Raw genomic sequence first — 12,427 nt, forward strand, 5'->3', positions numbered from 1 at the left:
AGTCGTTTCGTCTCACCGCCAACGACTGGAGGGAGACGGGAATGCGGACTCGATGGAGATACGTGCTCGCCGGTGCCGCGGTGTTGCTGCTGGCCGGATGCAGCGGTAACAGCGCGGATTCGGCGAGGTCGGCGGTCGCGCCCGCGCAGCAGCAGGGCGCGGCTCCGAGGGAGGGCAAAGCGCAGGCGGCGGTGCCCGCGCCCGGCGCGACCGATCGCAAGCTGGCGCGCAGCGCGCGGCTGGAACTGACCACCCCGAAGACCGATGACGTCGTGTCCCGCGCCAAGACGATCGCGACCGGCGCTGGCGGCTACCCCGGGCAGGAGAGCGCGACGGACGATTCCGCGTCGCTGACCCTGTCGGTGCCCGCGGAGAAACTCGACGGCGTGCTCGACCAGCTTGGCGGGCTCGGCCAGGTGAAACGGCGGGAGATCAGCGCGCAGGACGTGACCGCGCAGGTCGTTGACGTAGACGCGCGGCTGGCGACCCAGCGGGCGAGCGTGGACCGGATTCGCGCGCTGCTGGCGAAGGCGCAGTCGGTGTCCGAGATCGCGTCTGTTGAGAGCGAGCTGACCAGCAGGCAGGCCACGCTGGAGTCGCTGGAGCGGCAGCAGGCGTCGCTGGCCGGGCAGGTCGCGATGGCGACTGTCTCGCTGTCGGTGACGAAGCAGGACGCTCCGGCGGAAGCGGGCGGCTTCCTCTCCGGGCTGGCTGGGGGATGGGACGCGTTCGTCACGTTCTGCGGCGGGCTGGTGCGGGTGCTGGGCGTGCTGCTGCCGTTCCTGGTGGCGTTCGGGATTCCGGCGGGCGCGCTGGTGTGGTGGTTCCGGCGGCGGCGCAAGGCCAGGCCCGCGGAGTGAGGGCTGGCGGAACGGCTCGAGGGAGGGGGAGTCGCGATCTCGAGCCGTCCCGCTGCAGGTCCCGCCTTGCTGGACCCGGTGACGAGGGGGATGCCAACGGGGCCGGCGGGCCGCGGCTCGGCAGGGGGAGACGAGCCGCGGTCACTGCCCGTGATCAGCCGGGAGTGCGTGGAATCCGGCTGAGCGGGACATGCCCAACCTGTCAGATGTCGACCAGTAATCACAAGACTACTGGTTACTCCGTTCGAGTGAACTTTGCTGACGGGGATAACAGCGTGCAGCGCCTTGCACTCTTTGGCCTGGTTGTCGGCAACCCACCTGCGCGTCGGGTGAAGGTGTTACTGCCGGGTAACGCACTCTCGGTAGAGGGGTGGACGCACTACTGGCAGCGTTCGCGCGCTCTGGCAGGCTGGTGGCCATGGCCGAACTTGGGACCCTGGTGCTGCTGCGGCACGGACAGAGCACGTGGAACGCGGAAAACCTGTTCACCGGCTGGGTGGACGTGCCCCTTTCGGAGACCGGCGAGCGCGAAGCCCGGCAGGGCGGGCAGCTGCTCGCGGAGTCGGGGCTGCTGCCGGACGTGGTGCACACGTCGCTGCTGCGCCGGGCGATCAGCACGGCGAACATCGCCCTCGACGCCGCCGACCGGCACTGGATCCCGGTCAAGCGCGACTGGCGGCTCAACGAGCGGCATTACGGCGCGCTGCAGGGCAAGAACAAGAAGCAGACGCTGGACGAGTTCGGCGAGGAGCAGTTCATGCTCTGGCGCCGCTCGTACGACACGCCGCCGCCCGCCATCGACCCGAAGGACGAGTTCAGCCAGTCCGGCGACGCGCGCTACGCCGACCTCGGCGACCAGGCCCCGCTGACGGAATGCCTGAAGGACGTCGTGGCCCGGCTGCTGCCGTACTGGGAATCGGCGATCGTCCCCGACCTGAAGGCAGGCCGCACGGTCCTGGTGGCCGCGCACGGCAACTCGCTGCGCGCGCTGGTGAAGCACCTCGACGGAATCTCCGACGACGCCATCGCCGCGCTGAACATCCCGACCGGGATCCCGCTGCGCTACGACCTGACGGCGGACCTCAAGCCGGTCAAGGCAGGCGGCGAGTACCTGGACCCGGAGGCGGCCAAGGAAGCGGCGGCCGCGGTGGCCAACCAGGGCCGCTGAGCCGCTGCCCGCTTGTGCGGGGTTGGGGGTCGTGAGTGCTGATGCCGGTTAGAACCGGGATCGCCACTCACGACCCGAGCGGTTGCCGCTCACGAGCGGCCGACGGAAATCGCCTTCATTCCGGACACCTTCCATTCGGTGCCCTGCCGGACGAGGTCGAGGTGGACCGGCAGCCGGTTTTCGCCGGGCTGTTGCTGGCCGCCGCTCGTGGTCAGCAGTGCGGCCAGCAGGGCCGACGCGTGCGTGCCGTCGGGGCTGATCTGGGTCAGCGCGGCCGTTGAATCCGGGCCGTACGTGGCCTTCTTGCCGGTCTGCTTGATCCGGCCGACCGTCTCCTCGCGACTCTTCCGGAACTCCGTCAGCAGCGGTTCGGCGGCCACGTTTTCCCAAGCCGCGTAATCGCGATCGATGTTCTGCGGGTCGACGGTCATCAGGATCCCGCCGTCGCGCCGGGCGGCGTCGACTGCCGAATCCCTAGTCTCGGCAAGGCCTTTCGCCGGGGTGGCCGCTGAGGTCATCGGGCCGCGCGGGTCGAAGTTCAGGTCTTGCAGCTGCCAGTGCCCGTTCGTCCGGACCGCAGTGACCAGCATCAGCGCGCCGGCCTGGTTGGTGGCTCCGTCGGGGCGCTTGCTGTGCTGCGCGGCGGCCACCAGCATCCGCGCGTGATCGGGAGTCAGCTCGGCCAAACCGGTTTCCATCACCTGCGTTTGCGTGGTGACCGGCTCGGTCCGGATCTCGGCGAACGTCTTGTCGAACTGCGCGCGGGCCGCCCCGGTCAGGTACTCCTGCTCGGTTTTCGCGACCTCGTCCGGCTTTGTGGAGTCGTAGCTGAACGCTGACTCGACAGCCTTTTTGATGCCGGACACCGCATCGCTGGTCGCCTTGGCGTCCACATAGGCCACATTCGCGGGAGCAGGAGGCGCAGGCGGTGCGGGCGGGGCGGACACGGCTCCGCCGCAACCGGCGGTGAGCAGGGCGGCGGCGAGGACAGCGCGCCTCACAGCAGGCCCGCCTCCCGCGCGAGAGCACCTGCTTGGAACCGCGACGTCGCACCCAGTACATCCATCAATTCGGCCACCCGCCGACGGTACGTGCGCAGCCCGACGCCCATCTCCCGGGCCGCCTTTTCGTCGGTGGAGCCGGAAGACAGCAGGTCGAGCAGTTGCGGGGTGTACTGCCGCAGTTCGGCGAACCGCGTCTCGTACGCCTCCATCGCGGTCGACGAGCGCCAAGCGGCCTCGAACAGCGACGAAATGCCGCGCACCAGATCCGATTTGGTCACGACGCTGTAGCCGGGACCGGCGGCGAGGATCGCGATGCGGCCGTCGAGCAGGATTGTCTCGTTGATCTCGTGGTCGCTGATCCGGACTTCCGCGCCCAACCGCCGCAAGGTCTGCAGGTGCTCAGCACCGGCCGGGTCGAGCAGCACGCGCGACAGGTAGACCTTCCGCACCCGCAGCTTCCGCTGTTTCGGCAGCTCCTCGGCGAACTTCTGCATCGCGGACCAGGTATGCAGGTCGTTTGCCGCGCAGGCGAACTCATCAGCGCCCGCGAGCAGGTGTCCGGCGCGTTTGACCAGGTCGTACTCGTCGCGCACGGTCGCGACGTCCTCGGCTGGGGGCACGTCCTCCAGTGTCCTGCGTTGGCAGCTTGCTGCCAAATACGCCGCGAAGCCAGGCCGCGAAGCACGCTGGAGTCATGACCGAAACGACACTTCCCGCCGCTGCCGCGGGCACCTGGCAGCTCGGCTCCCGCACCGTCAACCGGCTCGGCTTCGGCGCGATGCGGCTCGGCGGATCGCTCGACCCGAACGCGCCGGTCGACGCCGATCGCGCGATTTCGGTGCTCCGCCGGGCCGTGGAACTGGGCGTGAACCACATCGACACCGCGGCGTTCTACTTCGGGGCCACCTGGTCGGCCAACGAGCTGATCAAGGCCGCGCTCGCCCCGTACGGCGACGACCTCGTGCTCACCACCAAGGTCGGCCCGTCGCGGGACGCATCCGGGCAGTTCCTGCCGTTCGCCCGTCCCGACGAACTGCGCGGGCAGGTCGAGCAGAACCTGCGCGAACTCGGCCGCGACCGCATCGACGTCGTCAACCTGCGCATCGGCACCGGCCTTGACCGCGGCACCGGCTCGCTCGCCGAGCACTTCGGCGCGCTGGCCGAACTGCGTACCGAAGGGCTGATCGGCGAGCTGGGAATCTCGAACGTCGGCGCGGAACACCTCGCCGAGGCACAGGCGATCGCGCCGGTGGTGTGCGTGCAGAACCAGTACGGCCTGTCCGCCCGCCGCGAGGACGACGAGCTGCTGCGGCTCTGCGGTGAGCAGGGCGTGGCGTTCGTGCCGTTCTTCGCGGTCGCGAGTGGCGCGAGTGGACAGTCCGACGAGCGGGTCGCCGAAGTGGCCCGCCGGCACGACGCATCGGACGCTCAAGTGCGGCTGGCGTGGACGCTCGCGCAGGGGCCGCACGTGCTGGCGATCCCCGGAACGAGCGACCCCGTGCACCTGGAGCAGAACGTCGCCGCCGCGGCGCTCAAGCTGACCGATGAGGACCTCGCGACCCTCGATGCGGACTGAACGCCCAGCGCGTCGATCCGGCTGGAACATCTCGAACGGGTGAACAGGGCCTGACCCCGAGGCAAATATGTCCCCCTCAGGTGTCACTCGCCTCACGACAGGGCTTCCAGGACTAGGCCGGAAGGCTACCGGGATGCTTACGATTCCCCCGTGACCACGCCTGTTGCCCTGCTGACGGCCATCGGCGCTCTTGTCGTCGGCGCGGTCGCCGGTTTCCTCGCGGCCAGGGCCCGCGCCCGGCGCGAGGCGGCTCGCCCGACCGGCCCCACCGTCGCCGAACTCCTCGAACGGCTGATCCGTTCGAGCAACAGCGGCATCATCGTGCTCAACCGGTTCGGCGACCTGGTGCTGCACAACCCGCGGGCGTACGACCTCGGCCTGGTCCGGGTGAACCAGGCCGATCCGAGGGCGCGCAAGGCCGCCGAGCAGGTGGTCGAGACCGACGAGCCGATGGAAGTCGACCTCTCGCCGCTGGAAAGCCGCGGCCGTCGCCAGCCGGAGGCGGTGCTCGGCGAGGTCCGGCCGCTCGGCGACGGGTTCACCGTCGTCGAGGCCGTCGACCACTCCGAGGCCATCCGGCTGGAGGCGGTCCGCCGCGACTTCGTGGCCAACGTCAGCCACGAGCTGAAGACCCCGGTCGGCGCGATCGCGCTGCTCACCGAGGCCGTGCTGGACGCCGCCGAGGACGTCGAGGAGGTCCGCCGCTTCGGCGGCAAGATCCTGCGCGAATCCACCCGGCTGGGCCAGCTCGTCACCGAACTCATCGCGCTGTCGCGGCTCCAGGGCGCCGAACGGCTGCCGGACCTCAACGTGGTCGAGGTCGACGCCGTCGTGCGCGAGGCGCTCGGGCGCACCACGCTGTCCGCGGAATCCGCCGACATCACCATCACCACCGACGCCGCCAGCGGCCTGCTCATCGAGGGCGACCGGACGCTGCTGGTCACCGCGCTGTCGAACCTGCTGGAGAACGCCGTCGCGTACTCGTCGGCGGGCAGTCCGGTGTCGATCTCGCGCCGGCTCGCCGACGGCATGGTCGAGATCGCGGTGACCGACCGCGGCATCGGCATCGCCGAGGACGAGCAGCAACGCGTGTTCGAACGCTTCTATCGCGCGGACAAGGCGCGTTCGCGCGCCACCGGCGGCACCGGCCTCGGACTGGCGATCGTGAAACACGTCGCGGCCAACCACGGCGGTTCGGTCGGCCTGTGGAGCCGTCCCGGCACCGGGTCGACCTTCACCCTGCGCATTCCCGCGCACGTGCGCACCGAACCGGCCGACACCGCGCGCAAGGCCGTGCCCGCGCGGCCGGACAAGACCCCCGAGCGGACACCCCGGCTCGTGGCAACCGGGCAGGAAGTCTCCAGCCCAGACCATGGAGGAAACCTGTGACGAGGGTTCTCATAGTCGAGGACGAAGAGTCCTTCGCCGACCCGCTCGCCTTCTTGCTGCGCAAGGAGGGCTTCACCGCGGCGGTCGCCGTGACCGGCCAGCAGGCGCTGGAGGAGTTCGACCGCAACGGCGCGGACATCGTGCTGCTCGACCTGATGCTGCCCGGGATGAGCGGCACCGACGTGTGCAAGCAGCTGCGGCAGCGTTCCGCGGTGCCGGTGATCATGGTGACCGCGCGCGACAGCGAGATCGACAAGGTCGTCGGCCTTGAACTCGGCGCCGACGACTACGTGACCAAGCCGTACTCGGCGCGCGAGCTGATCGCGCGGGTGCGCGCGGTGCTGCGCCGCGGCGGCGAGCCGGGCACCGACGGCGAACTCGCCCCGCTGGTGCTCTCGGCCGGGCCGGTGCGGATGGACGTCGAACGGCACGTGGTGACAGTGGACGGCGGCGAGGTTTCGCTGCCGCTCAAGGAGTTCGACCTGCTGGAGTACCTGCTGCGCAACGTCGGCCGGGTGCTCACCCGCGGCCAGCTGATCGACCGGGTGTGGGGCGCGGACTACGTCGGCGACACCAAGACCCTGGACGTCCACGTGAAGCGGCTCCGCTCGAAGATCGAGCCGGACCCGGGTTCGCCGCGGCACCTGGTGACCGTGCGCGGGCTGGGCTACAAGTTCGAGACCTGATCAGAAGTTCGGTCCGGGAAGGACTCCTTGCGGGAAGCTAGGTCCCACAAGGAGTCCTTCACGGCTTTTGTCCGGGTTTCAGCGCACACTGTGCCGGATCGCGCACGCTGAGTTGGTGTCGTTCCGAGTGGAGTTGGTTACAGTTTCGAGACCTGGCCCTGGGACCGGTACGCTGAATCCTCGTGCGCCTAGGGGTACTCGACGTCGGTTCCAATACCGTCCACTTGCTCGTGGTCGACGCCCACCGTGGCGCCCACCCGACCCCGATGCACTCCGAGAAGACGATGCTGCGGCTGGCCGAACAGCTGACCGGCTCCGGCGAACTGAGCCGGCCGGGCGAGGACGGCCTGGTCCGGGCGGTCGAATCGGCTAAAGCCGCGGCCGCGCGGCTCGGCTGCGAGGACGTGCTGGCGTTCGCCACCTCCGCGGTGCGCGAGGCGAAGAACTCGGCGAAGGTGCTCGCCAGGGTGACCGCCGAGACCGGCGTCAACCTGCGCGTGCTGTCCGGTGAGGACGAGGCGCGGCTCACCTTCCTCGCGGTCCGCCGGTGGTACGGCTGGTCGGCGGGGAAACTGCTGGTGCTGGACATCGGCGGCGGTTCGTTCGAGGTCGCGATGGGCCGGGACGAGGAACCCGAACTCGCCGAATCGCTCCCGCTCGGTGCCGGCCGCACCACCCGTACCCGCTTCCGCAACGATCCGCCCACGCGCTCCGAGGTCGTCGCGACCTCGGCCTGGCTCGAGGACCAGCTCGCCGGGCTCGCGAAAAAGGTCGCCGGACAGGGCATTCCGGACCGGGTCGTAGCCACGTCCAAGACGTTCCGCTCGCTCGCCCGGCTGACCGGGGCGGCCCCCTCGGCGGCGGGCCCCCGCGTGCGCCGTACGCTCACCGATACCGCCCTTCGCCAGCTCATCGCCTTCATTTCGCGGATGACCGCCGCGGATCTGGCACAGCTGGAAGGCGTCAGCGGGAGCCGGTCGCACCAGCTCGTCGCGGGCGCGTTGGTGGCGCAGGCCGCGATGCGGGCGCTCTCCCTGACCGAGTTGGAGATTTGCCCCTGGGCGCTGCGAGAGGGTGTCATCCTGCGGCGGTTGGACCATGCCAATGGGTCGGACGACACTGGGGCGGCGGTCGCCGGCGTTTCGGCGAGCGGGGAGGACCGGTGACAGCAGCGGACTGGACTTGGCCGACGAAGACCAGGCACGGTGAAGAGGTGACGGACATGCACTGCACGGTGTCGATTGCGCGCGGCTCCGAAGGCAGGTGTGCCCGAGTGACCACAACAAACCCCGAGCGCGCTTTGGACAGCACGGTATGACGGACCAGACCGGCGGCGACCAGCCCCAGAAGACCGTGGCCGAACTGCTCGCCCAGCACGGGCAGCAGGTCGACGGCGGACGGCGACGCAGGCGCAGGGCGGCCGATGACGAGGACGAGGCCGCCCCGCGGCGCTCGAGCCTCACCGACACCGGACCACAGGCGATCATCGACCGGGTGGCCGCCGAGGGCGGCACCCCGCCGCCTCCTTCGCGTCCCCCGGGCGGCCGCCGCCGTCCCGACGCGGCACCGCGGCCCGCTCCGCCCGCGCCGCAGGAATCGGGCCAGTACCCGCGTCCCGGGCAGCAGCCTTCCGGGCAGTACCCGCAGGAACCCGGGCCGCCGCCGATGAACGGGCAGCCTTCCGGCCAGTACCCGGTGAACGGCCAGCAGGACTCGGCGTACGTGCGTCCCCCGGCACCGCCGCAGGCGCCTCAGGAATCGGGTCAGTACCCGCGGCCGACTCCAAAGGCGCCGCCCGCGCCCCCGCAGGAGTCGGGGCAGTTCGCCCGCCCCGCGCCGCCCGCGGCCGGTCCGCAGGGCACCGGCTACCTGCGTCCCGCCGCGCCGCAGGACTCCGGTTTCGTGCGTCCCCGGCTCCGCCGCAGGAATCCGGGCAGATGCCGGTGCCGCCGCGCGGCCGTCCGCCGCGTCCACAGGCAGCCGACGAGGAAACCCGCGGCGCGGTGCCGCCGGTCCGCCGTCGTCCGGCCCCGCAGGCTCCGCCGCCCCCACCGGATGGCGGACTCGCCGCCCGGCTCGACGGTCTCGACGGCGACGCCCCGGAACCGCCCGCGACGCCGATGGCGAGCGGCGCGTTCCCGACTCCCGCCGCGCCCAACCGGCCGCGGCGTGCCCCGGCCCGCCGTCCGGCGCCGAAGCAGGAGCCGCACACCGAGCAGTTCGACGCGGTCGCGCCCGCTGAGGTGGTCGCTGACGACGCGCCGCCCGCGGGTCTCGCCGGCTGGCGTCAGCGTCGGCAGGCGGAACAGCTGGAGGACACCGAGGTCGGCATGATGCCGGCTGTGCCGCCCGTCGGCGCGGAGCCGGAAGCGGCCGAGGAATACGTCGAGGACGACTACGTCGACGACGGTTACGAGGACGAGTACCCGCCCGCCGCCGCGGATTACGACGCGGGCCCGCCGACCGCGGGCTACCCGGCTCCGATGCCGTTCGCGCCGGGCGGCAAGGAGCCGGTCGAGGACGATCTGGCCGAGTACGAGCGCGAGTTCGCCGAGCCCGGCGGCTACCCCGAGGGCCAGCCGGACTTCGAGGGCGACGACGGCTACGGGTACGAGCAGGCCGAAGGCTACGAGCACGCCGAGGGGTACGCCGAAGGCGACGAGTACGACGACTACCCCGAGGAAGCCGTCGCCGAGGAAGCGCCGGAGGCCGAGCCGGAACCCGCGGTGTCCGCGGGCAAGCAGTGGCTGACCCTGGCCGGGCAGCTGGCGCTGGGCGTCGTCGGCGGGGCCGGCGTGTGGCTCGGCTTCAACTGGCTGTGGGTCAACCTCGCGCCCGCCGCGCTCGTGGGCGCGTTGCTGGTGATCGTCGCGCTGGTGTGGATCGTGCGGAAGATCCGCCGCGCCGAGGACCTGCAGACGACGCTGCTGGCGATTCTTGTCGGGCTGGTGGTGACGGTGTCGCCCGCGGCGCTGTTGCTGGTGGCCAAGTAGCCCGCCGCCAAGGGCACTGGGGCAGGATGGGCGCGTGAGTGAGAGCGCGCCCGTCCCCGTGGGGCTGAGCACTGCCTCGGTGTGGCCGCTGCGCGCGGGCGCGGCGTTCGAGCTGGCCGCGGACCTCGGCTACGACGGCGTCGAGGTCATGGTCTGGGCCGATCCGATCAGCCAGGACGTCTCGGCGATCCGGCGCTGGTCGCGGCGCACCGGAATGCCGGTGCTGTCCGTGCATTCGCCGTCGCTGCTCATCACGCAGCGGATCTGGTCGCCGGACCCCGAGGTGCGGCTGCGCCGGTCCGTGGACGCCGCGCTCGAACTCGGCGCGCGCACGGTCGTGGTGCATCCGCCGTTTCGCTGGCAACGCCGCTACGGCGACGCGTTCGGCGATCTCGTGGACGAACTGGAGGACGCCAGCGGCGTCGACGTCGCGGTGGAGAACATGTTCAAGGTCCGTCCGCCGGGCGGATCGCGCGACGCGCGCGTTTCGGCGTTCCGGCCGTCGATCGATCCCACCGACGTCGGATTCCGGCACTACACCTTGGACCTGTCGCATTCGGCGGCCGCGCGGATGGACGCGCTGGCGCTCGCGGACCGGATGGGCGCGGGACTGAGCCACGTCCATTTGGCGGACGGCACCGGCATTCCCAAGGACGAGCATCTGATTCCCGGACACGGCGGGCAGCCGTGTGCCGAGTTGCTGGAAAAGCTTGTCAGCGACGGGTTTTCCGGCCAGGTCGTGCTGGAAGTGAATACGCGGCACGCGACCGGGGCGGCGTCGCGGGCGCGTGCGCTGGCGGAGGCGCTGCTGTTCGCCCGGTTGCACCTCGGGCAGTAATCCGCGGGTGATCTTGCTCGGCTGTCCGGGCGGTCCCTGCCCGGCACCACTGGCAAAGGCGCCGGGGCACCGTAAAGTGCCGGGCGTGACCTCGCTGCCATCGCCGTCTCCTGCCCTCCCCGGACCCGGTTCCACGCGCCGTATCGCCGTGGCCGGTCGTCCGTGAGCGCGGCGGACGACACCGCGACCGCCTTCGCCGCGGCCACCGCAGTCCGGTCGCTCGGAGACGGCACGTTCACCGCGACGTTGCGAGCGGAATGGGCGATCGGCTCCCATCCGCACGGCGGATTTCTGGTGGCATTGCTGGCGAAAACCGCTGCTTCCGCATTGCACGAACGCGGGGACGCGACCGTCGAACCGCTCGCGGTGAGCACCGAATTCCTGCACGCGCCCGCGCTCGGGCCGGTGCTGCTGCGCGCCGACGTGCGCAAGGTCGGCCGCCGCGTGTCGGTGGTCGCGGTGTCGCTCGAACAGCGCGGCCGCGCCTGCGTCGAGGCACGGGTCACGGTCGGCCGGCTGCCGGTGCGCCGTTCCGAATGGACGGACCTGCCGCAGATGCCCGCCGAACCGCCGTCGAGCGCGTTGCAAATCGGCAAGGACACCCCGGAAGGCCCGTTCCACCTGTCCGCGGCCTGCGACGTGCGGCTGGATCCGATGACCGCGGGATTCGTGTCCGGCCGCACCGGCGACCCGCCGCGGCTGCGGATGTGGGCCCGTCCGCGCGCGGGCCAGCCCGACGTGTACTTCGCGCTGCTGGCCGGCGATCTCAACCCGCCGGTGGTGGCGAACCTCGGCAGGCACGGCTGGGCCCCGACCGTCCAGATGACCTCGCTCGTGCGCGCCCGCCCGGCTCCCGGCTGGCTGCGGATCCTCGTCGAGGCACGGTCGGTGCACGAGCCGTGGTTCGACTCGGACGCGACGGTGGCCGATTCGCAGGGCAGGCTCGTCGCGCAGGTGCGGCAGCTGGCGCTCGCCCCGGCACCGGGCGGCTGAAGCGCGTTTGGCACGCTGGCCGCATGAGTGTGATCGCGGTGCTGGGTGCGGGAAAGATCGGCGAAGCCCTGCTGTCGGGCCTGCTCAACGGCGGCCACGAGCCAGGCGACCTGCTCTTCACCGAGCGGTACGAGGAGCGGGCGCGCGAGCTGGAGACGCGCTACCCGGGCATGAAGGCGGTGACCGTCGCGGACGCGGCCCGGCGCGCGGACATTCTCGTGGTGGCGGTGAAGCCGCAGGACATCGAGCCGGTGCTGGACGAGCTGGCCCCGCTGCTCGGGACGGCGTCGCTGGTCGTCTCGCTGTGCGCGGGACTGCCGACCGCGCTGTACGAACGCCGTCTCGCCGAAGGCGTCCCGGTGGTCCGCGTGATGCCGAACACCCCGATGCTGGTCGGCGAGGCGATGAGTGCGATCTCACCCGGCAAGCACGCGACGCCCGAGCACCTCGCGACGGTCAAGGAACTGCTGTCGCACGTCGGACAGGTCGTCGAGGTCCCGGAACGGCAGCAGGACGCGGTCACCGCACTCTCCGGCTCCGGTCCGGCGTACTTCTTTTACCTGGTCGAGGCCATGATCGACGCGGGCATCCTGCTCGGCCTGCCGCGCGCGCTCGCCGGGCAGCTGATCATCCAGTCGGCGGTCGGCGCGGCGAAGATGCTTGCCGAGGGCCAGGACCACCCGGTGCTGCTGCGCGAGGCGGTGACGTCCCCGGCCGGGACCACCATCAACGCGATCCGCGAACTGGAGAAGCACGGCGTGCGCGCGGCGCTGCTCGACGCGATCGAGGCCGCCCGCGACCGCTCGGAGGAGCTGGGCCGCGCCCACGAAAACTGATCCGGCGCGCCCGCCCGGTCGGCCGATTCCGGCAAACCGGGCAGGGCTGCGCCGTCCGGGCTACGCGAAGCCCCAGGTGAGGGC

The 12,427-nt window shown here is 71.3% G+C and carries 12 protein-coding genes; 10 read left to right on the forward strand and 2 right to left on the reverse strand.

The window, feature by feature from the left end; translation table 11 throughout:
- Positions 1 to 41 precede the first annotated feature (41 nt).
- Positions 42 to 860 carry a DUF4349 domain-containing protein gene (locus RPX00_RS16105; protein ID WP_406640338.1) on the forward strand — a complete coding sequence of 273 codons (819 nt, stop codon included), beginning with the start codon at positions 42 to 44 and terminating at the stop codon, positions 858 to 860.
- 418 nt (positions 861 to 1,278) lie between these two features.
- The gene (locus RPX00_RS16110; RefSeq protein ID WP_406640339.1) at positions 1,279 to 2,028 is read left to right on the forward strand and encodes a phosphoglyceromutase; all 750 of its coding nucleotides are present in this window, start codon (positions 1,279 to 1,281) and stop codon (positions 2,026 to 2,028) included.
- Positions 2,029 to 2,117: 89 nt separating this feature from the next.
- Here RPX00_RS16110 and RPX00_RS16115 read toward each other — a convergent pair whose 3' ends face one another.
- On the reverse strand, positions 2,118 to 3,029 hold the full coding sequence (locus RPX00_RS16115) for a hypothetical protein (RefSeq protein WP_406640340.1): 912 nt from the start codon (positions 3,027 to 3,029) through the stop codon (positions 2,118 to 2,120).
- Complete coding sequence (locus tag RPX00_RS16120; protein WP_406640341.1) at positions 3,026 to 3,652, reverse strand: DNA-binding response regulator; 627 nt, start codon at positions 3,650 to 3,652, stop codon at positions 3,026 to 3,028. The genes RPX00_RS16115 and RPX00_RS16120 overlap by 4 nt, the downstream gene beginning before the upstream one ends.
- Before the next feature lie 74 nt (positions 3,653 to 3,726).
- Here RPX00_RS16120 and RPX00_RS16125 point away from each other — a divergent pair, with 74 nt between their 5' ends.
- From RPX00_RS16125 to proC, 8 genes are all read left to right on the forward strand, one after another.
- The gene (locus RPX00_RS16125) at positions 3,727 to 4,608 is read left to right on the forward strand and encodes an oxidoreductase (RefSeq protein ID WP_406640342.1); all 882 of its coding nucleotides are present in this window, start codon (positions 3,727 to 3,729) and stop codon (positions 4,606 to 4,608) included.
- A 150-nt stretch (positions 4,609 to 4,758) separates the two neighbouring features.
- Complete coding sequence (locus RPX00_RS16130) at positions 4,759 to 5,997, forward strand: sensor histidine kinase (RefSeq protein WP_378301315.1); 1,239 nt, start codon at positions 4,759 to 4,761, stop codon at positions 5,995 to 5,997.
- Positions 5,994 to 6,683 (forward strand): response regulator transcription factor, encoded by a 690-nt coding sequence (locus RPX00_RS16135; protein WP_344288160.1) that lies wholly within the window; start codon positions 5,994 to 5,996, stop codon positions 6,681 to 6,683. The genes RPX00_RS16130 and RPX00_RS16135 overlap by 4 nt, the downstream gene beginning before the upstream one ends.
- Before the next feature lie 182 nt (positions 6,684 to 6,865).
- Complete coding sequence (locus RPX00_RS16140) at positions 6,866 to 7,849, forward strand: hypothetical protein (RefSeq protein ID WP_406640343.1); 984 nt, start codon at positions 6,866 to 6,868, stop codon at positions 7,847 to 7,849.
- Positions 7,850 to 8,620: 771 nt separating this feature from the next.
- Complete coding sequence (locus RPX00_RS16145; protein WP_406640344.1) at positions 8,621 to 9,676, forward strand: hypothetical protein; 1,056 nt, start codon at positions 8,621 to 8,623, stop codon at positions 9,674 to 9,676.
- A 34-nt stretch (positions 9,677 to 9,710) separates the two neighbouring features.
- Entirely contained in the window at positions 9,711 to 10,514 is an 804-nt protein-coding gene (locus RPX00_RS16150; protein WP_116206086.1) for a sugar phosphate isomerase/epimerase, read from the forward strand.
- Positions 10,515 to 10,676: 162 nt separating this feature from the next.
- Positions 10,677 to 11,507: a thioesterase family protein gene (locus RPX00_RS16155; protein ID WP_406640345.1), complete on the forward strand. Its 831-nt coding sequence runs from the start codon at positions 10,677 to 10,679 to the stop codon at positions 11,505 to 11,507.
- 23 nt (positions 11,508 to 11,530) lie between these two features.
- Positions 11,531 to 12,343, forward strand: coding sequence for a pyrroline-5-carboxylate reductase (proC, locus tag RPX00_RS16160; protein ID WP_406640346.1), 813 nt, complete (start codon positions 11,531 to 11,533; stop codon positions 12,341 to 12,343).
- Positions 12,344 to 12,427: the final 84 nt, after the last annotated feature.

This window comes from Amycolatopsis sp. WGS_07, from assembly GCF_045278895.1.
In the GTDB taxonomy this organism is placed as follows: domain Bacteria; phylum Actinomycetota; class Actinomycetes; order Mycobacteriales; family Pseudonocardiaceae; genus Amycolatopsis.

Coding starts and splice junctions, on each gene's coding strand:
- RPX00_RS16105 (WP_406640338.1), top strand. CDS start 42: ATGCGGACTCGATGGAGATACGTGCTCGCCGGTGCCGCGGTGTTGCTG.
- RPX00_RS16110 (WP_406640339.1), top strand. CDS start 1,279: ATGGCCGAACTTGGGACCCTGGTGCTGCTGCGGCACGGACAGAGCACG.
- RPX00_RS16125 (WP_406640342.1), top strand. CDS start 3,727: ATGACCGAAACGACACTTCCCGCCGCTGCCGCGGGCACCTGGCAGCTC.
- RPX00_RS16145 (WP_406640344.1), top strand. CDS start 8,621: ATGCCGGTGCCGCCGCGCGGCCGTCCGCCGCGTCCACAGGCAGCCGAC.
- proC (WP_406640346.1), top strand. CDS start 11,531: ATGAGTGTGATCGCGGTGCTGGGTGCGGGAAAGATCGGCGAAGCCCTG.